This window comes from Janthinobacterium silvisoli (assembly GCF_014200725.1).
GTDB lineage: Bacteria > Pseudomonadota > Gammaproteobacteria > Burkholderiales > Burkholderiaceae_D > Janthinobacterium.
The window spans coordinates 1,134,310-1,158,026 of record NZ_JACHCL010000002.1 but is presented as its reverse complement, the minus strand read 5'-3'; the positions used below and the strand labels follow the sequence as shown (position 1 = coordinate 1,158,026).

Annotated in this window: 16 protein-coding genes; 7 read left to right on the top strand and 9 right to left on the bottom strand. The window is 61.0% G+C overall.

The window, feature by feature from the left end:
- The first annotated feature begins 109 nt into the window (after positions 1–109).
- The gene (locus HDE75_RS15305; RefSeq protein WP_311735119.1) at positions 110–5,839 is read left to right on the top strand and encodes an alpha-2-macroglobulin family protein; all 5,730 of its coding nucleotides are present in this window, start codon (positions 110–112) and stop codon (positions 5,837–5,839) included.
- A gap of 17 nt (positions 5,840–5,856) precedes the next feature.
- Positions 5,857–7,944: a penicillin-binding protein 1C gene (gene pbpC, locus HDE75_RS15300; RefSeq protein WP_183677983.1), complete on the top strand. Its 2,088-nt coding sequence runs from the start codon at positions 5,857–5,859 to the stop codon at positions 7,942–7,944.
- 121 nt (positions 7,945–8,065) lie between these two features.
- Here pbpC and HDE75_RS15295 read toward each other — a convergent pair whose 3' ends face one another.
- From HDE75_RS15295 to HDE75_RS15265, 7 genes are all read right to left on the bottom strand, one after another.
- Complete coding sequence (locus tag HDE75_RS15295; RefSeq protein ID WP_183676876.1) at positions 8,066–8,395, bottom strand: hypothetical protein; 330 nt, start codon at positions 8,393–8,395, stop codon at positions 8,066–8,068.
- Positions 8,396–8,495: 100 nt separating this feature from the next.
- Positions 8,496–9,842 carry a sigma-54-dependent transcriptional regulator gene (locus tag HDE75_RS15290; protein WP_183676877.1) on the bottom strand — a complete coding sequence of 449 codons (1,347 nt, stop codon included), beginning with the start codon at positions 9,840–9,842 and terminating at the stop codon, positions 8,496–8,498.
- A gap of 42 nt (positions 9,843–9,884) precedes the next feature.
- Positions 9,885–11,747, bottom strand: coding sequence for a sensor histidine kinase (locus tag HDE75_RS15285; protein WP_183676878.1), 1,863 nt, complete (start codon positions 11,745–11,747; stop codon positions 9,885–9,887).
- A 74-nt stretch (positions 11,748–11,821) separates the two neighbouring features.
- Complete coding sequence (locus HDE75_RS15280) at positions 11,822–12,613, bottom strand: ABC transporter ATP-binding protein (RefSeq protein WP_183676879.1); 792 nt, start codon at positions 12,611–12,613, stop codon at positions 11,822–11,824.
- 11 nt (positions 12,614–12,624) lie between these two features.
- Positions 12,625–13,446, bottom strand: a complete 822-nt coding sequence (locus tag HDE75_RS15275) for an ABC transporter permease (protein WP_183676880.1) — start codon at positions 13,444–13,446, stop codon at positions 12,625–12,627.
- Positions 13,447–13,461: 15 nt separating this feature from the next.
- Positions 13,462–14,475, bottom strand: coding sequence for an ABC transporter substrate-binding protein (locus HDE75_RS15270; RefSeq protein WP_183676881.1), 1,014 nt, complete (start codon positions 14,473–14,475; stop codon positions 13,462–13,464).
- Positions 14,476–14,853: 378 nt separating this feature from the next.
- Positions 14,854–15,135: a hypothetical protein gene (locus tag HDE75_RS15265; RefSeq protein WP_183676882.1), complete on the bottom strand. Its 282-nt coding sequence runs from the start codon at positions 15,133–15,135 to the stop codon at positions 14,854–14,856.
- 444 nt (positions 15,136–15,579) lie between these two features.
- Here HDE75_RS15265 and HDE75_RS15260 point away from each other — a divergent pair, with 444 nt between their 5' ends.
- Together HDE75_RS15260 and HDE75_RS15255 are read left to right on the top strand one after the other, a co-directional pair.
- A complete protein-coding gene (locus HDE75_RS15260; protein WP_260174087.1) occupies positions 15,580–16,080 on the top strand; it encodes a winged helix-turn-helix domain-containing protein in 501 nt (166 codons plus the stop codon).
- A gap of 228 nt (positions 16,081–16,308) precedes the next feature.
- Positions 16,309–17,181: a M90 family metallopeptidase gene (locus HDE75_RS15255; RefSeq protein ID WP_183676883.1), complete on the top strand. Its 873-nt coding sequence runs from the start codon at positions 16,309–16,311 to the stop codon at positions 17,179–17,181.
- 6 nt (positions 17,182–17,187) lie between these two features.
- Here HDE75_RS15255 and HDE75_RS15250 read toward each other — a convergent pair whose 3' ends face one another.
- Both HDE75_RS15250 and HDE75_RS15245 read right to left on the bottom strand, forming a co-directional pair.
- On the bottom strand, positions 17,188–17,880 hold the full coding sequence (locus HDE75_RS15250) for a LytR/AlgR family response regulator transcription factor (protein ID WP_183676884.1): 693 nt from the start codon (positions 17,878–17,880) through the stop codon (positions 17,188–17,190).
- The gene (locus HDE75_RS15245; protein ID WP_183676885.1) at positions 17,877–19,535 is read right to left on the bottom strand and encodes a histidine kinase; all 1,659 of its coding nucleotides are present in this window, start codon (positions 19,533–19,535) and stop codon (positions 17,877–17,879) included. Before HDE75_RS15245 ends, HDE75_RS15250 begins: the two co-directional genes overlap by 4 nt.
- A 139-nt stretch (positions 19,536–19,674) precedes the next feature.
- On the opposite strand from HDE75_RS15245, the gene HDE75_RS15240 reads away from it, so the two are divergent.
- From HDE75_RS15240 to HDE75_RS15230, 3 genes are all read left to right on the top strand, one after another.
- On the top strand, positions 19,675–21,765 hold the full coding sequence (locus HDE75_RS15240) for a serine hydrolase domain-containing protein (RefSeq protein WP_183676886.1): 2,091 nt from the start codon (positions 19,675–19,677) through the stop codon (positions 21,763–21,765).
- Between the two features lie 90 nt (positions 21,766–21,855).
- Complete coding sequence (locus HDE75_RS15235; protein WP_183676887.1) at positions 21,856–22,734, top strand: CPBP family intramembrane glutamic endopeptidase; 879 nt, start codon at positions 21,856–21,858, stop codon at positions 22,732–22,734.
- 111 nt (positions 22,735–22,845) lie between these two features.
- On the top strand, positions 22,846–23,676 hold the full coding sequence (locus HDE75_RS15230) for an ABC transporter substrate-binding protein (RefSeq protein WP_183676888.1): 831 nt from the start codon (positions 22,846–22,848) through the stop codon (positions 23,674–23,676).
- Positions 23,677–23,717: the final 41 nt, after the last annotated feature.

The window sequence follows — 23,717 nt, the reverse complement described above, 5'->3', positions numbered from 1 at the left end:
TTAAAACCGATATTACATCGGTGTTGTATTCCTGCCGCGTTCGTTAGAGCAAACATTCCGTTTTACCCCCATCTGGCGCTGCAGCGCCTTTTTATTCAGGAGTTACTCCGTGCCCAAGGTTATTTTCCGCAAGGCTATTTTCTCCACGGTTGTCCGTTTGGGTTTGCCGGCGCTGTTGATGCTGCCGCTGGGCGCGGCTTTGCCGGCTTGGGCGAACAGCGGCGTGGCGGTGTTTTCACCGACTGGCACGGTCAAGGCCGTGCGCCAGGTGCGGGCGCAATTCGGCACACCGATGGTGCCGTTTGGCGACATGGCTTTGGCCGACCCATTTACCGTCGATTGCGGTGTGGCCCAGTCCACTGTGGTGGCAGGCAAGGGGCGCTGGGCTGATGAACGCAACTGGAGCTACGATTTCGAGCGCGACCTGCCGGCTGGCGTGGCGTGTACATTTACCTTGAGAGCGGACGTGAAAGACTTGGCGGGCCAGGCCTTGACGGGCGATTCCAGCTACCGCTTTGATACAGGCGGGCCAGCCATCGTCGAGGCCACGCCCTACGATGGCCAGCCGTATATCGATGAAAACCAGATATTCGTGCTGGGCCTGGACGCCGTGGCCAGCGAGGCCAGCATCACGGCAAACGCGTATTGCAGCGCCGAGGGCATCAATGAAAAGATCGGCGTGCGCCTGTTGCAGGGCAAGCAGCTCGAACAAATTCTGGCCTTGCGCAAGAACTTCGTCGACCGCTACCTGAACGTGTATTTCAAGTCGCGCGGCGTGGTGTGGAAGGCGGGGTTGCCCATGTTCGTCAAGGGCGCGCCGCCGCTGCCCGTCACCGTGTTGCAATGCAAGCGCAGCTTTCCCGCCAACGTCAAGGTGACGCTGGTGTGGGGCGCGGGTATCGCCACCGCCGGGGCTGATCCGATCAGCACGGACAAGGCGCAAAGCTTGCATTACAAGACGCGGCCTGATTTCACCGCCAGGTTCAGCTGCGAGCGCAGCAATCCCAAGGATCAGTGCATTCCCTTCCTGCCCATGCGCGTACAGTTTTCCGCGCCCGTGAAAGCCTCGCTGGTGCGAACCATCACCCTGAAAGGCGGCGGCAAGACGTATGTGCCGTCGATAGCCAATGAAGAAGAAAAGGCGGAATTCCTGACCGACGCCACTTTCAAAGGCCCATTCCCTGAACAGGCCAGCTTCGTGCTGAGTTTGCCGAATAAATTGACGGACGATGCGGGCCGCAGCTTGCTGAACCGCGCGCGCTTTCCCATGACGGTGCGCACGGGCGAACAGCCGCCGCTGCTGAAATTCCCCGCGCCATTCGGCATCCTGGAAGCCAAAGGCGATGGCTTGCTGCCGGTCACCGTGCGCAATATCGAGCCTGTCTTGACGGGCAAGGAAGCAGCATCGGGCGCGACCTTGCGTCTGCCCGACAATGACGACAAATTCGTCATCGACTGGATGCGGCGCTTGTCGGGTGGCGGCGGTGAAAATGAAAACTGGCAGCCGGGCGAGCAATATGCGGGCAATATGAGCAAATCTGTCTTGAACGGTGCGGCCGGCACGCGCGCCTTCAAGCTGCCGCGTCCCGATGGCAAGAAGACCTTCGAGGTGATCGGCATTCCGCTCGTCAAACCGGGCTTTTATGTGGTGGAACTGGCTAGTCCCATCCTGGGCAAGACCTTGCTGGGCAAACCCGCTACCGCCTATATCCACACGGCTGCGCTGGTGACCAACCTGGCGGCCCACTTCAAGCATGGCGCGCAATCGTCGCTGGTGTGGGTCACTTCGCTGGACAAGGGCGCGCCCGTGGCCAAGGCGCAGGTGGCGGTGCGCGATTGCAGTGGCAAGCAGCTGTGGCAAGGTTTGACGGACGCCGATGGCGTGGCCCGTATCGACGGCGAACTGGCCCGTTCTTCGTGCAAGAACAATGGCAGTTATTTTATTAGTGCGCGCAGCGGCGGCGACATGACGTTTACCATGTCGGACTGGGTGGGCGGCATTGAATCGTGGCGGTTTAATTTACCTACCGATGACACGCGCGCCGACAATACCTTGCTGGCCACGGTGTTCGACCGCAGCTTGCTGCGCGCCGGTGAAACCGTGCACATGAAGCATTTCATCCGCCGCCACACGGACCAGGGCCTGTCCCTGGTCGACAAGAATAACGGCCCTGGCAGCGCTACAGCGGTCGTCATCACGCACCAGGGCAGCGAACAGACTTACCAGCTGCCGCTGCGCTGGTCGGCCAGCGGCACGGCGGAAAACGAATGGACCATACCGGCCGACGCCAAGCAGGGCGAATATGAAGTCAGCATGGCTGGCAAACCATCGGGCAGCTTCCGCGTGGAAGCGTTCCGCGTGCCGACCATGAAAGCCGTGCTGCAGGGGCCGAAAACGCCTGCCGTACAAGTGTCGCAAGTGGCGCTCGATGCACAGATCAACTACCTGGCGGGCGGCGCGGCCACCAATGCGCCCGTCAAGCTGCGCACGGTCTTGCAAGACAAGAGCGTCTCTTTTGCCGATTATGCCGATTTCAGCTTCAGCAATGGCGATGTGAAAGAAGGCCTGGTCAAGCAGGGCGCCGGTTATGACGATGATGAGAATGCCTGGCAAGACGAAGGCAGCGCGGCTGTGGGGTCGGCTGCGGCGCGCACGCAAAACCTGAACCTGGACAAGGCGGGTGGCGCGCGTTTTGTGATCGATCAGTTGCCGCAATCATCGGCGCCGCGCGACCTGGTGGCGGAAATGGCTTTCCAGGATGCGAATGGCGAGACGGCGTCGGTCGCCACCCGCGTGCCGCTGTGGCCATCGAGCTATGTGATCGGTATCAAGCCCGACGCCTGGGCCTTGAGCCGCGACCAATTCAAATTCACGGTGGCGGTGCTGTCCACCGAGGGGAAACCCGTGGCCAATGCGGCAGTCGCCGTCGATTTCTTCCAGCGCAATAGCTATTCGCACCGCCGGCGCTTGATCGGCGGCTTTTATGCCTATGAAAACGAGAGTGAAATCGTCAAGCTGGGCCAGGCTTGCACCGGCAAGACCGATAACAAGGGCTTGTTGATCTGCGACGTGAAGGCGCCCGCCAGCGGTAATCTGATCTTGCGCGCGCGCACTGAAGATGGCCAGGGCAGGGCGGCGGTGGCCAACCGCGAAACCTGGGTGGCCGGTAGCGGCGACTGGTGGTTCAACGCCAGCGATAGCGACCGCATCGATCTGCTGCCCGAGAAAAAGCGCTATGAACCGGGCGAGCAGGCCAGCCTGCAAGTGCGCATGCCTTTCCGTGAAGGCACGGCTTTGATCACGGTGGAGCGCGAAGGCATACTCGACACCTATGTGCGGCCGTTGACGGGGCGCGAACCGGTGGTGAATATTCCCGTGAAAGCCAACTATGCGCCAAATGTGTATGTGTCCGTGTTCGTGGTGCGGGGGCGGGTCGATGGCGTGCAGCCGACTGCCCTGGTCGACCTGGGCAAACCTGCCTACAAGATGGGCATCGCCCCCTTGAACGTGGGTTGGCAGGCGCATGAATTGAAGGTGATGGTGGTGTCTGACAAGGAGGTGTATCGCACGCGCGAAAAAGCCGAAGTATCGGTGCGCGTGCGCCGCGCTGACGGCCAGGTTTTACCGGCCGGCGCCGAAGTAGCACTGGCTGCCGTCGATACGGGTTTGCTGGAACTGATGCCCAACGACAGCTGGAAGCTGCTCGACACCATGATGGCGCAGCGCAGCCTGCAGGTGGAAACCTCGACCGCGCAAATGCAGGTGATCGGCAAGCGCCATTTCGGCCGCAAGGCCTTCCCGGCCGGCGGTGGCGGCGGCAAGGGCGCCAGCCGCGAACTGTTTGACACCCTGCTGTTCTGGAAGGCGACTGTCAAGCTCGACGCCAAGGGCGAAGCGACCGTACAAGTGCCGCTCAACGACTCGTTGACGGGTTTTCGCATCGTGGCCGTCGCCAGCGCCGGCCAGCAGCTGTTTGGCACTGGCAGCACCGATATCCGCACGTCGCAAGACTTGATCTTGCTATCCGGCTTGCCGCAACTGGTGCGTGAGGGTGACCAGTTGCGCGCCGGTTTTACGGTGCGTAATACCTCGAATGCGTCGCTGAACGTAGAGTTGAACGCCAGCGCGGCCAGCAAAGCCTTGCCACGCCAGAGTGTGACCCTGGCCGCAGGCGAAGCGCGCGAGATCGGCTGGAATTACCAGGTGCCGATGGGGGCAGCCAGCATCGTGTGGGAGATCAGCGCCAAGGCCGGAGCGAACACGGACAAGCTGAAGATCACGCAAAAGGTAGGCCAGGCCACGCCGCTGCGCACCTATCAGGCGACCTTGCTGCAGCTGGACCAGGCGCGGAATATGCCGGTGCAGATGCCGGCCGGCGCGCTTCCCGGCCGGGGCGGCATCCAGACCAGCTTTGCGACCAGCCTGGGTGGCGAGCTGCCCGGCGTGCGAGAATACATGGCGGCCTATCCTTACACCTGCTTCGAGCAAAATACATCGAAAGCGATCGCCTTGCGCGATACAGCCGCCTGGAACAAGCTGGCGGCCAGCTTGCCCGCCTATCTCGATGGCGACGGTTTGCTGAAATACTTCCCGATGATGGAGCAGGGCAGCGATACTCTGACGGCCTACGTGCTGTCGGCCACCGCTGAAGCAGGTTACGCCATCCCCGAGCAAACGAAAAACCGCATGGAAGAAGGCTTGACGGCCTTCGTGCAGGGCCGCATCGTGCGCCACTCCGCACTGGACACGACTGACCTGGCCGTGCGCAAGCTGGCCGCGCTGGAAGCCTTGTCGCGCTCGAACAAGGTGCCACCCGATGCGTTGGAGTCGATCAGCATCAATCCCAACCTGTGGCCCACGTCCGCCCTGATCGACTGGAGCTTGCTGTTGCAGCGCACGCCCAAGCTGGCACGCCGCGATGCGCAGCTGGCCGAAGCGCAGCAGATCCTGCGCGCGCGCCTGAACTTCCAGGGCACGACGATGGGCTTTTCTACCGAGCGCAAGGATAACTGGTGGTGGCTGATGGTCTCGGGCGACGTCAACGCCAACCGCTTGCTGCTGGCCGTGCTGGACAACCCCGCGTGGAAAGATGATATCGGCCGCCTGGCGCGTGGCGCCATGGGCCGCCAGAAGCAGGGACGCTGGGATACCACTGTCGCCAATGCCTGGGGCACCTTGGCCATGGCCAAATTTTCGGCCAAATTTGAAGCGACGCCAGTGACGGGCAGCAGCACGGTCAGGCTGGGTAGCGATACGCAGACGCTGGCCTGGAAAGATGCCACCAAGGCCGGCCCGGTGCTGCAGGCCTGGCCAAAAGGAAGCGATACCTTGAGCCTCGCGCACGCTGGCACGGGCAAGCCTTGGGCCACGGTGCAAAGTCTGGCGGCGATACCGCTTACTTCTCCCGTTTCCAGCGGCTATACCCTGAAAAAAACCATCACGCCGGTGGAACAGAAAACGGCGGGGGTATGGTCGCGCGGCGATGTCTACCGCGTGCGCCTGGATTTGACGGCGCAAACGGATATGAGCTGGGTGGTGGTCGACGATCCGATCCCCGCCAGCGCCACGGTGCTGGGCAATGGCCTGGGCCGCGATTCGCAGCTGTCCACAAGCGGTGAAAAATCCACGGGCTGGGTCTGGCCCACGTTCGAAGAGCGCGCCGTCGACGCCTTCCGCGCCTACTATGCCTTCGTGCCGAAGGGCGCGTGGAGCGTGGAATACACGGTGCGCCTGAATAATGCGGGCGACTTCCAATTGCCGGCCAGCCGGGTGGAAGCCATGTATTCTCCCGAACTGTTTGGCGCGGCGCCGAACGCCAACGTGAAGGTGGGGCAGTGAAGTCTTTGATTTTCATCATGGTCTGCAGCTTGTCCGGTGCGGCCCTGGCGCAAGTGACCCTGACGCCGGGCCAGGTGCAAGCGGCCTACCGCAGTTCGGAAGCGCAGCTGCTGGACCGCGATGGCCAGCCGCTGCAATCGCTGCGGGTAGACATGCAGGCGCGCCGACTGCCGTGGGTGGCGCTGGCCGATATTTCACCGGCCTTGCAGCAAGCCGTGCTGCTGGCGGAAGACCAGCGTTTCATGCGCCATGGCGGCGTGGATATCTCTGCGCTGGCCACGGCCGCCTGGGATAATCTGTTTGCGGCAAAGCCGCGTGGCGCCTCGACCATCACCATGCAACTGGCTGGCCAGCTCGATGCGGATTTAAAGGCGCAGGCGGGCGGGCGCAGCCTGCGCCAGAAATGGGACCAGATACGCGCTGCGCAGGCGATTGAACAAACCTGGAGCAAGGCGCAGATTTTCGAGGCCTACCTGAACCTGGTCTCGTTCCGCGGCGAGTTGCAGGGCGTGGCCGCCGCATCCTACGGCTTGTTTGGCAAGGCGCCCTCGGGCTTGAACCAGACTGACAGCATCATCCTGGCCAGCCTGGTGCGCGCGCCGAATGCAGCGCCGGCAGCCGTTACACGGCGCGCCTGCGCGCTGGCGAAAGAGAGCCGCATGGACAGCAGTTGCCAGCTGATTGGCCAGCGCGTGTTGACGGCATTGCAGCGCAATGCCTTTTACGTCGACCTGGCGCCCGCGCCGCAAGTGGCGCGGCAATTGCTCAAGCAGCCTGGCCTGGCCGTGCGCAGCACGCTCGATGGCCCCTTGCAGCGCTATGCGCAAGCCAATCTGCGCCAGCAACTGGCGTCCCTGCGCGAACGCAATGTCAACGATGGCGCCATTGTCGTGCTGGACAACCGCAGCGGCGAAATCCTCGCCTATGTCGGCAATGCGGGCGGCAAGGAAGTCGATGGCGTGACGGCGCTGCGCCAGGCTGGCTCCACCCTGAAACCGTTTTTATACGAACTGGCCATCGAGCGCCGCTTGATGACGGCGGCGTCCATCATGGACGACACGCCGCTCGATATCGCCACTGGTTCCGGCGTGTATGCGCCGCAAAACTACGACCGCAATTTCAAGGGTTATGTCAGCGCCCGCACCAGCCTGGCCAGTTCGCTCAATATCCCCGCCGTGCGCACGGTGCTGCTGACAGGGCAGGACAGTTTTTACAACCGCCTGAAAGACGTGGGCTTGTCCAGCCTGACGGAACCGGCCGAATACTATGGTCCTTCATTGGCGCTGGGCGCGTCGGAAGTCAGCTTGCTGGAACTGGCCAATGCCTACCGCGTGCTGGCCAATGGCGGACAATTCAGTGCCGCCAGCCTGCAGCCGGGGCAGGGCGGTGGTGGTGGCATGCGCCGCGTGATGGATGCGGGCGCCGCCTTTATCGTCAGCGATATCCTGGCCGACCGCGCTGCGCGCAGCGTGACCTTCGGCCTGCGCAATGAGCTGGGCACGAATTTCTGGAGCGCCGTCAAGACGGGCACCAGCAAGGATATGCGCGACAACTGGTGCGTGGGCTACTCACAGCGCTACACGGTAGGTGTCTGGGTCGGCAACTTCGACGGCCAGCCCATGTGGGACGTGTCGGGCGTGACGGGCGCCGCGCCCGTGTGGCGCGACGTGATGGATTACCTGCACAAGCATGTCGCCAGCCATGCACCGCCGCCGCCCAAAGGCGTGATGCAGCAGATGGTGACTTACCAGCCCGCCTTGGAAGCGCCGCGCCGCGAATGGTTCATCGCCGGCACCGAAAGCGCTGTCTTTGCCGTGGTGGGCGACGCGCACCGCGCCCCGGCCATCGTGTATCCGGCCGACGACAGCATCCTGGCCATCGACCCCGATATTCCGCCAGGCTTGCAGCGCGTTTTTTTCCAGGCCCAGGGTAGCCAGGGCTTGCGCTGGGTACTCGATGGCGTGGATTTAGGGCCAGCCGATGACAGCGTCAGCTGGCGCCCTGCGCCAGGCAAGCATGTACTTACGCTGGTTGATGGCGAAGGCAAGACGCTGGCGCAAGCGGGTTTCCAGGTGCGCGGCAATGCTCTGGCGCAGCTGAAGTGACCAGTGCCGAGTGATCAGTGCCACCACTTGCGTTCAAGCGAAGGCTTGGCTTCCTTCGCAACGCCAGATGCCAGCGATTGTAGGGCAAAGATGCTGAAAGGCAACTCGCCGTACTAACGCATTACTGTGTTGGCACAGGCGGCACCGGTGCTACCGGAATGCTGGGCGCAGCAGGGCGGTCAGGCGGCGTGCTGGCGCGGCCGTTGACTGGTGGTGGCGCTGGCTTGTTATGCTTGCTGCGCTTGTCGGTACGCTGCTTGGCCGGTTTGCCGTCGTGGATGGGTTGGCCCTTGTTATCGAGCTTGTCGGACTGGTCCGATTTCTGACCTGGGTCGTTTGGGTTATTCGTGTGATTGCCGGTCTGGTTGACGTTGCTGGTGGACTGGGCTTGTACCCAGGCGCCGCCCACGGTCATCAGGGTGGCGGCCAGCAAGAGGGCGGGAGTTTTCATGATGCTTGTCCTGTGAGTGGTCGAGATTGCATTTTCACATGCCATTTCATCCGCCCAAGTAGGAGCTTGCCTCGTCCGCTTGTGAGAAAAATTCCCCAGATTAACGAAATTGCTCGGTCGAAATATCGAAGCGCTTGAGCTTGTCGTACAGGGTTTTCTTCGGGATATTCAGCGCGGCAGCTGCCTCGATCACGTTGCCGTTGTGGCGGCGCAAGGCTTCTTCGATGATGGAAATTTCAAAGGCGTCCACCTGTTCGGCCAGCGATGCTTCGCGCACACCGGCCGGGCTCAGGCTGTCGTCGAGCAGGCCCAGCACGAAGCGGTCGGCCACATTGTGCAGCTCGCGCACATTGCCGGCCCAGCGCTGGGCCATCAGGGACGCCAGCAACTCGCTGCTGACCAGTGTTGCCGGCTGGCCATAGCGCACTGCCGCCTGCAGAACGAAAAATTCGAACAGCAGCGGGATGTCTTCGCGCCGGTTGCGCAGGGCGGGCAGGGTCAGGCTGGCCACGTTCAAACGGTAATACAGGTCGGCGCGGAACTTGCCCTGTTCGGCCAGCAGATTCAAATCTTCCTTGGCGGCGGCGATCACGCGGAAATTGACGGAGATCAGTTTATTTGATCCCAGCCGCTCCACCTTGCGCTCCTGCAATACGCGCAGCAGTTTCACTTGCAAGGCCAGCGGCATGCTTTCGATTTCGTCCAGGAACAGGGTGCCGCCATTCGCATATTCGATCTTGCCGATGCGCTGGCGCTGCGCGCCGGTAAACGCGCCTTCTTCATGGCCGAACAGTTCCGATTCAAACATCGATTCGGGCAGGGCGCCGCAATTGATCGCCACGAATGGGTGGTCGCGCCGCTCGCTGAAATCGTGCAGGCAGCGGGCGATCAATTCCTTGCCCGTGCCCGTTTCACCGAGGATGATGATGTCGGCCGATTTCGGCGCCAGGTTCAGCACCAGCTGGCGTACCTTGGCCATGGCTGCGCTGCGCCCCACGATGCGCGCTTCGATGCCGGCCCGCTGTTCCAGCTGGCGCCGCAGATTCATGTTTTCCAGCACCAGGTGGCGCTTGTCGAGCGCGCGCCGGCATACTTCCACCAGCAGGTCGGCCGAAAACGGTTTTTCAATGAAATCGTAGGCGCCGCGGCGCATGGCGCCCACCGCCATCGATACATCGCCATGGCCCGTCACCAGGATCACGGGCAGGCTGGCGTCTTGCGCCACGGCCAGGTCCAGCAGTTGCAAGCCATCCATGCCGGGTAGTTTGATGTCGCTCAGCAAGATGCCGGCAAATTCCGGCACCAGATAAGGTAGCGCTTCCTCGGCCGTAGCGCAGGCCGTCACTTGCAGGCCGGCCAGTTCCAGCGACTGTTTTGCGCCCTTGCGCACGACGGCGTCGTCTTCGACCAGCAATACCTGCAAGCCTGCGAAATTGTGTTCGTGCATGTGACCCTGTCTCTCTTTATTTATTTTTTCACACTTCAGTGCTCAGTGCTCAGTGCTCAGTGCGATTGTAAACTGTGCGCCGCCCCCTTCGGTGAGAGAGCGGTTGCGGGCCGTCAAGGTGCCGCCCGCCGCGCGCACGATGCCGGCGCTGATCGACAGGCCCAGCCCCAGTCCTTCTTCCTTGGTCGTGTAGAAGGGATCGAAAATGCGGTCGATCGAGGTCACGGGAATGCCGGGGCCGTTGTCGGTGACGAGGATGATGGCCAGCGGGCCTTCGCGCCGCACGCTGAGCCACACATGGACGTCCTGCTCTGGCGGCACGGCGTCCATGGCGTTGGTGATCAGATTGGTAAATACCTGTTCCAGGCCGATGGCATTGCACAGCACGATGATGTCGTCCTGCGGCCAGTTTTCATGCAGCAGCAGCCGCTGCGAGCCATGGCGCGTGCGGATCTGCAACATGGTTTGCGCAAACGCCTGGCGCACATTGACGGGTTTGCGCGCATCGTCGCTGCGCCGCGCAAAGCCTTTTAGTTGTGAGGTCACATAACCGAGGCGCTTGACCAAGTCGGAAATGGTCGACAGGTTATCGAGCGCATCGGCTATGCGGCCCCGCGCCAGCAAGACCTTGGTATTGTCGGAAAAAGTTTGCAGGGCGGCCAGCGGCTGGTTCAGCTCATGCGTGACGCCGGCCGCCATCTGGCCGATGGCGGCCAGCTTGCCGCTTTGCACCAGTTCCGCCTGTGCGTAGCGCAAGGTCTGCTCGGCCCGTTCGCGCTCGGCCACCTCGGCTTGCAGGCGGCCATTCGCATGCACCAGGTCAGCGGTGCGCTGTTCTACCTTGATTTCCAGCTGTTCATAAGCATGCGCCAGGGTTTGCTGGGCGTTCAGGCGTTCGGCGATGCGGCGCCGGCGCTGGCGCGCATACATCAGCGCCAGCAAGGCCAGGGCCCAACCGAGGGCTGCCGCGATGGCCGCATTGCGGGCCGCTTCTTCCACTTGCCCGAGTTCGGCCAGCACGGTGATTTGCCAGCGCAGCGGGCCCAGCGCGCGGTTGACTGCGAGGTAATCTGCGCTGCCCGACAAGGTGGAGGCATCGTCCGCCTGCGGGCGTTCCAGCGTCAGCACGCTGGCGCCATCGGCGAACTGGCGCCGCACCTTGTGCGGCAAGATGGGCAGGTTTTCCTGCAAGAATTGGCGTTGTTCGCTGATATCTTTCTTGGCCGCCGGCGACAGGGGCGCCAGGGTCTTGAACTTGAAGGCGGGCGTGCTGGCCAGGATGATCACGCCATTCGCATCCTTGACCCAGATCTGTTCGCCTGTGCCCGGCCCGCGCCACGACTGTTCTATCCAGTCCAGGTTGACCTTGGCCGAGACGATGCCGATGATGCGGCCGTTGCGCAGCACGGGCTGAGAAATAAAGTAGCCCGCTTCAAAGGTCGACGCGCCGATGCCATAGAAACGGCCGATGCCGCCTGCAATCGCATTCTTGAAATAGGGCCGGAAGCCGTAGTTGACGCCGACATACGAGCTGCTGTCTTGCCAGTTGCTCGACGCCACAGTAGTGCCGTTGACATCGAGCACATACACGGCAAACGCGCCCGCGCGGCGGTTCATGTCGACCAGGTAGGCATTGATCTGCTCGACTTGCCTTGCATCCGGTTTTTCCAGCAGCCGCGCCACGGCATCACTCTGGGCTACCGCCAGCGGCAGGAATTCATATTTATTGAGCGCACCGCCTATCGACGCCGCATACAGTTCCGCGCGCGAATCGAGCGTGCGGTGCAATTCATCGAGCTGGCCCTGCCTGACCCAGGCGTGCGTGCCCCAGGTCAGCGCGAGCAGCGCGCCGATGGCCAGCAAGGGGCCGAGCACCTGTCTCAGTGGCCATTTGGCTAGTGCCATGGGGTTCCGTTGGTTTGTTTATATGTGCACGGGCAGCAATTTGGGGTCAGACCCGCCGGGTCTGACCCCAGTACTTAATCAGCTGTACTGGCCATGGTTTCCGCATTATGGTGGCGCTGCTGCTCCTCCATCACCATTTCCCCCAGCATGCGCTTGAGGCGGTTGAACTCGGGGTCGCTCGGGTCGCGCGGGCGGGGCAGGTCGATCGCCACGTCGCGCTTGATGGTGCCGGGGCGGTAGGTCATGACGATGGTGCGGTCGGCCAGGTAGATCGATTCCTCGATCGAATGGGTGACGAACACGATGGTGGTGCCGAAGACTTTCCAGATCTTCAGCAACTCGTCTTGCAGGTTGCGCCGGGTCAGGGCGTCGAGTGCGCCGAATGGTTCATCCATCAGCATGATGGGCGAATCGAGGGCCAGCACGCGGGCAATCGCCACGCGCTGGCGCATGCCGCCAGACAAGTCTTTCGGATAGCGCGCGCGGAATTCCGTCAGGCCCAGCATATTGAGCAGCATGTCGACCCGCTCCTTGATGTCGGCGGCGGACTTGCCGGCGATTTCCAGGCCGAAGGCGATATTGCGCTCGATCGACATCCACGGGAACAGCGCGTATTCCTGAAACACCATGCCGCGGTCGGGACCGGGTTCTGTGATCAGCTTGCCGCCGGCCAGGATCTGGCCCGAGCTCGGGTGGGAAAAGCCGGCGATGGCGTTCAGCAGGGTCGACTTGCCGCAGCCCGATGGCCCCAGCAGGCAGATGAACTCGCCGCTGGCGATTTCCAGGTTGATGTCTTTCAGCGCGATGACGTCATTGCCGCCCGTGGTAAACACTTTATTGACTGCATTGATATTGATGGTGGTCATGGCCGTTCCTCTCAGTGTTCCAGGCCGCGGTGCCACTGCAGCAAATGATTATTCAGGGCATTCATGGCGATGTCGATGGCCAGGCCGAACAGGCCGATGGTGAACATGCCGGCGATAATTTTGTCGGACCAGAAATACTCGCGCGCTTCCAGGATGCGGAAACCCAGGCCGCTGTTGACGGCGATCATTTCCGCTACGATCACGACGATGAAGGCCGTGCCCATGCCGATGCGCGCACCGGCCAGGATGTAGGGCGTGGCTGCCGGCAAGATCACGCGGCGGAACATGGTCATCTGGCTGGCGCCCAGGTTGCGCGCGGCGCGGATATAAATGCCGTCAACCTGGCGCACGCCGGCGATGGTATTCATCAGGACGGGGAAGAAAGAACCGATGCTGATCAGGAAGAAGGCCGGCGGATTGCCCAGGCCGAACCACAGGATTGCCAGCGGAATGTAGGCGATCGGTGGAATCGGGCGCAGCACTTGCACCAGCGGATCGAACAGCTTGTAGACGGTCTTGTTGGTACCCATCAGCAAGCCCAGCGGCAAGGCCAGGCCGGCGCCGATGGCAAAGCCGCCCAGTACGCGCGACAGGCTGGCCCAGGCATCATGCGGCAATTCGCCCGACAGCATCCACAGCAGGTAGTTGCCCGAGTCAGGCGTGTAGGCTTCCATCGGGATCAGATATTCATACCACTTGACCAGCACGGCAATGGGCGAGGGCAGGATTTGCGGATTGATCCAGCCGAAGGTGGACATGGCTTGCCAGATCAAGAGCACGGCCACCGGCACGATGGCGCCATGCAAGGCACGTTTCATGGTTTGCAGATTCATGGTGATACTTTCCCCTTAGCGTGGTGCGTAGGACTTCTTGGCTTTTTCCAGCAGGTCCAGCTTGACCCAGTCCTTGGCAGCAGGCGGTTTGGCCATGCGGCCCACGCCGAACTGCACCATATAGTCGGTGGTCAGCTGCACGTGGCTTTGCGTAATGTCTTCCGTGAAGATGGCGTTGTCGATGGCGTCGCGGTAATCCTCGGACGTGATCTGGTTCTTGAACATCGATTCGCGCACGTACTTTTCCGCCAGTTTCGGGTCGGCCAGGAAAGCGCGGGTGGCAGCGACGAAGCAATCCATGAAGCGTTGCGCCACGGCTGGTTTTTCCTTGTACATTTTTTCCGTCATCACCAGTGCGCGCACGGGTTCGCCCAGTGCAGTGTCATACGGTTTCATGATCTGCGTGCCGTATTTCTTGTGGATCGCCTGAGTAGAGTAGGGTTCGGACTGGCTCATGGCGTCGATTTCCTTGGTCAGCAGGGCCTGGTTCAAATCGGGGTAGCCCATGTACAGGATCTGCACGTCCTTGCCCTTTTTGTCGGACCAGGTCAGCTTGGCCTTGGCCAGTTCCGCGAACAGCAGGATTTCCTGCGGGCCGCCGCGCGTGACGCCGACTTTTTTACCCTTCAAATCGGCGATGCCCTTGATGTTCAGGTCCGGGCGGCCGACGATTTGCACGCCGCCCTTGGCGAAACCGCCCACCAGGTAGACCGGCAAGCCGGTGGCGCGGCCCGTAATCGCTGCTTCCAGTGCGCTGGCCGAGACATCGATCTCGCCGGCAATCATGGCTGGCACGATGTCGAGGCCCTTGGCGAACACGCGTTCTTCGATTTTCAAGTCGTATTTGGGGGCAATTTCCTTCATATAGGCGACTGCGCCGTAATGGGCGAATTTCAGGTTGCCCAGGCGTACCAGATCGGCGGCGTGGGCCGACAGCGGAAATTGGGCCGCCACGGCGATAGCCACGGCCAGGGCCTTGGTGTTCAGGAAGGATGTGATGCGGAAAGGACGGACGGTATTGCTGATCATGCAGTGTCTCCAAAAGTTAGATGTTTTTATTCTGCTTGTTGCTACTTATGCGGCTGCTCTGACGGCGGCTCTGAGAATGTAAAAGCATCTTTCGTGCCAGTGGACTGTATTTTGGAGTTTATTGCAAGTAATTGTTTCTAAAGGTTTAATTTTTATCGGGAAAAATGCGCCAGCACCGTGTTTCTGTCTTTCCGCATTGAAGCCCTCCATATTGTCTGAAATGCCGCACTGGCTCCGTGATGCGCTGTATCACGCAGCATTGCCGAACCAAGTTGGCGCTCAAGCACTCCAAGTAAAAAAACGCGCTATCGCAGCTCACACTGCGATAGCGCGCAAATCCCCCAACGACAACGCTGAGCGGGACCCGTCTCCGGGAGCTTATTTAGATGGCGTGGCTGGCGGCTCCGTGCCGGTGGCACCGGCTGGCGGCACGGCCGGTGTGGTGGCCGGATCGGTCAGCGGTGTGGCGGGTGGAGCGTTCGGATCGGAAGAGGGAGAAGGTGCTGGCTGCGTGGTGGCTGGCGTAGCAGGGGCCATGGCCGGTGGCGCCGCTTCCGGCAGCGGGGCATCGGCTGGTTTCTTGCAGGCGCTCAAGGCCAGGCTCATGGCGATCAGGGCTGCCGCAGACAGCATGGCTGGGGCTTTTTGCAGAATGGTCATGGTGGTTCCTTTGTGTGGTGGATGAAAAAAGGTGTTGGGTTAAATTTATGGCAATACCGTTATCGCCTCTGTTCGCCATTTCACCTTGTGCGCGGGATCGGTCCTTGAATGTGTAAGCTGTTGTAAAAAATTCCGTAAGGCAATATTTTTCGCTCCAGGCCATGAATCTTCATCCTAATGTTCGATAACGCACAGACCAAGACAGTTCACGCAGGCATGCTTTAGTCAGACGCCTAGGAATTGTGGCTACTTGGTACAAAAATTGCCAAGAATTTAATAATTCGGGCTACCGGCAATCGTTTAAAAAGGAGTGTTCAAATGCATGCAATGACTCAGTCTCACGTGAAGAGCGAAATGAAGGCAGCGCACCAGGAACTTCGTGGCCCTGAAAAAGGCCCTCAAATGGCAATGGTTGAGCGTGCGGCCCCGATCCCACCGGAGCGCATGAACCCAATTTCCATGGCGCCGATCGAACGCGTGCGTTCGACGTCCGCCACCTTGCGCCGCATCGAGAACATGCAAAAGCTGATCGCCGAATTGTCGCTGCACGAGATGCTGGCTGATGAAATCGCCTGGTTCCTCAAGTTTTCGCCATCGGGCGCCCGCAAATATATCCGCGACTTGCGCGAAGCGGGCGTGATCGAACTGGCCCGCTATATCGAAGGTACGGCCACCTATCTGGGCAAGGCCGTGTATCAGCTGACGCCCGACCCGGAACGCGTGAAAGCTTTTCTGGCTGCCATCGTGCAACCAAAACGCGAAGGCGCGCCACCGCGCAAGGACCGTCCAGGCCTGCGCGAACAAAGCATGGCAGGCAGCGGCCGTCACTTCCATATCCTGGCCGATGACACGCATTACGCCATCCGCGTCAACCGCGGTCCGGTGATGCGCGACCCCTTGGTAGCAGCATTGTTTGGTGCGCCACAGCAGAAAGCCGCTGAGTAATTAGCTGGCGTTGTGACTGTGTAATAAAGCCGGGTTTTAGCCCGGCTTTTGGCGTTTCAGAAACATACGAGGGCATCTCGTAATTGCTGATTGAAAAGATATCAAGCAGCCCCATCTGGATTGGACTGCCTGCCCGTACCGGCGCGGGCCCACTCGAAGGAGTCTGTCCTTGCCTGCCTATCTCGCCTCCGCTTCCTTGCCATCTGCCATCTTGAAACGGATGTGCGCATGAACCCGCTACTGTGGATCGCCCTCGTCATTGCCGGCATCGTGCTGGCGCTGTGGTTTCCCGGCTGGCGCTTGAAGCGGGCGCTGGCTAAACCCTTGCCGGCGGAAGGCTTGGCCGTGCTGGAACGCAATATTCCTGTCTATCAGCGCATGCCGGTCCCGTTGCAGCAGCAATTGCAGCGGCTGGTGGTGCAGTTTCTGTATCAAAAGAAATTCGTTGGCTGCGGCGGCCTGGAAGTTACGGACGAGATGCGCTACACCATCGCCGGCCAGGCGTGTCTGCTGTTGCTGAACCGCCAGACCCAGGTGTATCCGCAGCTCGACACCATCCTCGTCTACCCCACCGAATTCCTGGTCACGCGCAATGAAGTGGGGCCGGGCGGCGTGGTCACGCCAGCGGCCAATGGTTTGCTCGGTGAATCGTGGGGCGATGGCCGGGTGGTGTTGTCGTGGGATCATGTACAGCGCGGTGCGGCCGACTGGACCGATGGCCACAATGTGGTGCTGCATGAATTTGCCCACCAGCTCGACAGCGAATCGGGCGCCCCCAACGGTGCGCCGTATTTGCCGAATGTCTCGAGCTACCGCAGCTGGGCCACCGTGCTGTCGCGCGATTTTGCCAACTTGCGCCATGACGCCATTTATCAGCAGCAAAGCGTGATGGACCATTACGGCGCCACCAATCCGGCCGAATTCTTTGCCGTGGCCACCGAAACCTTCTTTGAAAAGCCATATCAGATGGCCGAACATCACGAGGAGTTGTACGCGGAGTTTCTCAAATATTACAAGGTCGATCCGCGCGAGTGGATGTCGCCGCCAAGCGAGCCTGAACATATGGCGTCGCCATTCCCTAATTACGCGCCACATTGGTAGTGTAACTTAGCCCAGCAGCCTTTGTTTGAGCAGCGCATAGTTGCTGCGGGACACAGGAATGCCCGTACTTGTCTGCGTGTCCAGCGCATACTTGCCGCCCGCGGCGATATGCAGGCGCTTGAAAACAAGGCTGTTGACGAGGTAGGAGCGGTGCACGCGCAAGAAATGCGGCGGCAGCAAGACCATGATCTTTTCAATAGGCAAGTCGTGGAAACATTGCTCGCCGCTCGACAGCACGATATTGCTGTAATGCCCATCGGCCTGCACATGGTCGATATCGGCGACGTCTATCCATTCCAGCGCACCCCGTTTTTTCACTGCCAGAGAAAGCCGGGAAGGCTGGCTTAGATCCGTGTAGCGCTGCAAGGCTTGCTGCAGGCGCTCACGGCTGAATGGCTTGGCGACGAAATCGAGCACGCCCATGTCAAACGCCGTAATCGAACGTTCCGCGTGGGCCGAGACGATAATCGTCTGGAAGCAGCGTTTGCCTGCCAGGCGCAGCAGTTCGTAGCCATCGTCCCCATGCAGGTTCAAGTCCAGCAGCAACAAATCACAAGGGCCAGCTTGCAGCTCGGCCAGCGCCTGCTCCAGGCTGTCATGCAAAACCAAATGCGCGAGGCGAGCGCCAAAGTGAGTGCGCACCTCGCGTTCCAGGCGCTGCGCGATCAGCGGTTCGTCTTCCAGTATCACTATCTTCATGACGCCACCGGCAAGGTAAATCTCAGCTGCCGGCCGTTTGGCGCTAGCGTGGTCTCGTAGTGGGCGTGCTTGCCAAATACGGCTTGCAGGCTGGAATGAATATACCGCTCACCGATGCCTGTGCCCGCATGTGGCCGCGTTTCACCGGCAGGCAGCAGCAAGCTGAGGATATCCGTCTGGCTATTCCGTTCGATCTGCAGGCGGAAAGTGGCACCTTGCCGGTAGCGGTTATGGCTGAAGGCGTTTTCCAGCGCCGTCAGCAAGGTGGCGGGCGGCACGATGATGGCGCTGGTCTCACCTATCAGTTCCAGCTTGCATGGCTGCTGCAAGCGCGTGCTCATGATGGCCAGATAGTTATGGCACAGGGCCAGTTCCTGCGTCAGGGCAATGCTGGGCTGCTGAGCGTACTCGTTGAGCATGCGGAAGCCATCGCCCAGTGCGACGATAAAGTTTTCTGCCGCCTGTGACGATTGCTCGTTCAATTCGCTGATCAGGCTCAGGGAATTCATCAGGAAGTGCGGTTGCAGGTTTTTGCGCAAGAGCTGGTTTTCCAGCTGGCTTGCGCGTGCCGCCTTTTGCCGGTCGCGCATCAGTTGCGACAGCAATTGCGCGCACAGGGGCAGCAGCAGGAAGCAGACTACCAGCGCAAAACCGCCTTCGGCAAAACCGTTACCGGCCAGCATATACATGACGCAGGAGAGTAGTGCAATCGCAGTGCCGGTCCGGCTGCCCGGCAAGCGGCGCCACAGGGCGAACAGGTTGATGGCCAGGCTGGCCGTCAGGCCGCTGACAAACATCATCCGGCACTGGTTGTCGAAATGCACCGGTAGCGCACCGGCCAGCGCCACGCAGCCTAGCATCAAGGCAGCAGCCAGCAGGCTATGGCGGAAATGATAGGAACAGAAAAAGTATAGCGGCAGCAGCGCGGCAAACAGCCAGGTCAGCAGGTTGATGGCATACAGGCGCACGATGTGCTGGGGATAGGTATAGCCAGCCAGGCTGCGCCAGGTTTCCGCCACCAGCAGCAGCGATGCGGCCAGACACAGCGCTGTAAAGATAGCCCAGTGCAGGCGCCGCTGATACAGCAGGTTCAAGGCGAGCTTCAAGGTGGTCAACAACACGGCGGCACCCGCCAGCGCACCTGCCAGCAATAATGGCGGCAGATTGCGCCAGGCTTGCGCCGTTTGATAGGCTTGCTGGTCTTGCAGGGAAAAGCCATAAAATGGCGCATCCAGGCGGGTAGGCACTTGCTGTGTCGATAGCAGCAGCCGCAAGTGATGTGCTCCCTTGGCCAGTTGCGCAGGCGCCAGCGGCACGGCTATATCGACCTGGCCGGCGATTTCATCGGCGGCTTGCGCGGCAGGCTGGCCATTGCTGGCGATTTGCACACCATCGAGCCACAAGGTGCTGGCCGCCAGGGCCGACAGCAGCATCACTTGCGGCGCGTGCGGCGTGGCGGGGAGGATCAGCTCACGTTCCAGGCAGCGCAGTTGCTGCGGCTTGAGCAGACTGTGCAGCGATGCCGTGGTGAGCGTGCCGTCACAGGCGCGCCAGCCATCGTCCAGCGACATGGACAAACTGCGCGCCATGGCAGACGTGGGCAGGGCCAGGCAGCACAGCAGCAAGCAATTAACGATGAGTGACAGTGTGGGCATGGCGGCAATTGTAGCTGCTAAGCATCAGCCGGCCGTGCCATTCATGTAGCCCAGGTGCATTTCGTGCAACGCTGCCCAAAAACAGCAGAAACATGCTTACCATCGCCGTAATCACACCCTCACCATGGAATGAATGACGATGCCAAGCTGGAAAAAATATGTGGTCCCTAGCGCGCTGTTCCTGCTCTGCGCCCTGGCGCAGGCGGCAGCGCCTGACTCGTCGCTCGCTGCGCGGCTGGCCGCCTTCGATGGCTGGGTCGCCAGCCGCATGGCCATGGAGCGCATGCCGGGCATGACCATCGGTTTTACCCGTGGCGATGTGGAATGGGTCCAGGGTTATGGTTACGCCGACCTGGAAAACCAGGTGCCGGCCACGGCTGTGTCCAGCTATCGCCTGGCGTCCGTTACCAAGCCGATGACGGCGGTCGCGATTTTGCAGCTGGTCGAGCAGGGCAAGGTCGACCTCGATGCGCCAGTGCAAACCTATGTGCCGTATTTTCCCGTGAAGCCGTTTCCCATCACGGTGAGATTGCTGCTGGGCCATCTGGCCGGCATCGACGCCTACCGCGACCACAAGACCGAGCAGCATTTCAAGGAACATAAAACCACGCGTGAGTCCATCACCGTGTTCGAATATTTCGACCTGATCGCCGAACCCGGCACGCGCTACCGCTACACCAGCTATGGCTACAACCTGCTGGGCGCGGTCATCGAGAACGCTACGGGCGAAAGTTATGGCGGCTACATGCAGCGCCATGTGTGGGGGCCGCTGGGCATGACGGCTACCATGATGGATGACCCTGCCGCCGTGATAGCGCACCGGGTGCGCGGTTACGGGCTGGAGGGCAGGGAGCTAAAAAATTCGGAATTCGTCGATGTCAGCAGCCGCTTTTCGGCTGGCGGCACGCGCTCGACCGTGCCCGATATGCTAGCTTTCGGCAAGGGTATCCATGACGGCAAGCTGCTGTCGCCGGCCAGCCTGGCGCTGATGCAGGAATCGATGGTCACACGCGCAGGGCGCTTGAGCGATTACGGCATGGGCTGGGAGACTTATCCGACGGGCGGGCGTTATGTGATTTCGCATAGCGGCCAGCAGCCGGAAACTGCCACCTATCTGTTCAGTTTCCCGTCGCGCAAGCTTACGATCGCCGTGGCGTCCAACCTGGAAAGAGTCAATACGGCGGCGTTTGCCGAACGCTTGTTCGAAGTGGTCACGGGCGAAGCGTGGGAGCTCAAACCTTATATCGCACACGCGAATGCGCAGTTGTACGGACAGCTGGCCAAGGGACTGTTCGACGAGGGGCGTGCCCAGCTGGAAAAAACCGGCCAGCCTTATACTGGCGACCCGGCCGTGACGCAGCTGGCCTTTGACCAGATCAACCTCCAGGCGCTGAAACAGGATGACGCCAGGGCGGCCAGCCTGTTTATCGCGGCCGCCCGCCACCCTGCCGGTGGGCGCGTCCTGCTGACGGCCGGTTCCAGCATGGCCGCCCGGCTGCGGCAGGCGGGTTTTGACCTGGATCAATACGCCAATAGTGGTCCGCTGGCCTTCGTGCGCGACTATATCGTGTTGTCGCAAGCGGCGCCGGCTGGCGGCACGCCTCGTTTCGACCCGGCTTTCGAGCAAGCCATGCTGAAGCTGGGCGCCAGCTGGGACCGCACCGCTGCGGTGGCCTGGCCTGCGCAGCCCAGTTCTGTCGCGCAACTAAGCAAGCAGCTGGAAACAGCTTTCCGGGACCAGCTTGTCTATCCCGATTTCATGGCCGAAATCAATGAATTGGCGCAAACATCGAGCGGGCGTGGCGATAGCGTGCAAGCCCTGGCGTTGGCGCGCCTCGCGGTAGCCCTGTATCCGCTCAGCGACCGTGCGCAAGCCTTGCACGGGATACTGCTGATGAGCGCAGGCGATAGCGCCGCCAGTATCGCCGCCCTGCGCCTGGCGCTGGACCGCGATCCGCAGGGCGCCGCCAGCGCCACGGCCCTGAATAATGCCGCCTATCGTTTGAAAGCCGGCGGAGCGGTGGCCGCTGGCACGGCCCTGCTGCAGGCGGCGATCCAGTTACACCCGGACGTCGCCAATCTGCACGATACCCTGGGCAGCTTTTACGTTGAGCAGGGCTTGCGCGCTCAGGCAGTGCAGGCATATCAGCAAGCCTTGCGCCTGGATCCTGCCTACCCGGGAGCGGATGGCGCCAGGGCAGTGATTGCCCGCCTGAATAATGCGCATTGATATTTTGGTTGCGGTGGAAACGATTACATGTGTCATATTGCCGTAAGTCATTTATAGTGGTGTCCGCTTCTTCATCTGACAGGGCTTTCCATGTTGATTACTTACGGCCTGCTGGGTTTGGCCATCTTGTCGGTCTGGTTTCCCGATGTGCGCTTGAGCGCATCGCTGCGACTCCCGGCCTGGGGTGTGTTACTGCTGGCTGCCATCGTCAGCGGTCTTGCCACCGGCATCCTGGCGCCGCTGGCGCTGCCGTCCATCGTCGTGTTCATCGTGCTTGCTGTATCGGCGCAGCGTGTCAGCCGCAGACCGGGCGCGAAATGGCTGAGCCGCTTGCTGCTGCTGTTGACCATGCTTGCCGCCCTGGCGCTGGCCTTGCATCTCTTGCCGGGTTTCCATAATCCGCGCATCATCGACAAGCTGGTCTTGTCGCCTGGCGGCGCGCCGTTCACCCAGTACTTGAATTTCGACAAAGGCTTGGCCGGACTGGTCTTGCTGGCCCTGTTTTGCGTGCGGGCGCAGCATAGGCCGGAATTCGTGTCAGCCATGAAGCGGGCAGCGCCGGTGATGGCGGTCACGCTGGCCGCCGTGGTGGGCACGGCGCTGGCCATCGGCTTCGTGAAGCCGGATTTCAAATTTCCTGACATCACGCTGCAATTCCTGCTGGTCAATCTGCTGTTGACTTGTGTTGCCGAAGAAGCTTTTTTCCGTGGCTTGCTGCAAGGGCGCATCGCCGCATTCCTGGGTAACACCAGCAGCGGCGAGCTCGCGGCGGTGCTGATCGCCAGCGTGCTGTTCGGGCTGACGCATGCTGCCGGTGGCTGGCGCGTGACCTTGCTGGCGACCATGGCTGGCCTCGGTTACGGTGTTGCCTATCGTTATACCAAACGCATCGAAGCAGCCATCGCCACCCACTTCATCGTCAACGCGGTGCAGTTCCTGGCATTGACGTATCCCTACCTGCGTGGCTGAGAGCGGCAAGTCTTATAAGGTTTTTGCATAAGTAACGGTGAAAAGATTCCTTTTTGGAAATAAGGCGGCTAAGGTTTAATGGCGGCATCTTTTAGCCACCACAGGACTTCCATGCAGACTCGTCTTCACCTTGCCGCGCTCGTTCTTACCTCTGTTGCCTTTGTCCAGGTAGCGCAAGCGGATCAGCTGGCCACTATCAAGGCCAAAGGAGAACTGGTCTGCGGTACCCTGGGTACGGATGAGCCAAACAGCTTTATCGACGCCAAGTCGCGCCAGCTGGTCGGTTACGAAGTGGACCTGTGCCGCGCGATTGCCAAGAGCCTGGGCGTGAAACCGGTGATCAAGCAACTGGCCGTGGCCGCCCGTATTCCTGAATTGCAGCAAGGCCGTATCGATATCCTGACGGCGTCCTTGACGCATAACAAGGAACGCGAAAGCCTGATCGATTTCTCGCTGTCCACGTTTTACACGGGCCAGCGCGTGCTGGTGAAAAAGAGCAGCAATATCACCAGTGTGGCCGGTCTGACCGGCAAGAAGGTGCTGACCGTCAAGGGCGGCACGCAGGAACCGAATATCCGCAAGGCCGTCCCTGGCGTGGACGTGGTGACGTTCGAGACCTCGGGCCAGGCTTACCTGGGCTTGCAGCAAGGCAAGGGCGCAGGCTATGTCGACGATGAAGTGTCCTTGCTGAACAACTATGCCAAGCTGGGCGCCGCGCAAAAGGATTACATCGTGCTGCCGCAAAATATCAGCCAGGAAGTGTTTGCCTTCGGCATCCGCAAGGGCGAAAAGGGCTTGAAGGCGGCCGTCGACGACACCTTGCGCAGCCTGGAAAAGTCGGGCGAGGCGGAACAGCTGTTCTTCAAATGGTATGGCCCGACCAGCAACGTCAAATTCCAGAAACGCACCTTCAAGTTTGATTCCGACAAGATCGAATCCTGATTCCCTGCATCTGCTTGTTTAAGCAAATCTGCGGCGCGCCC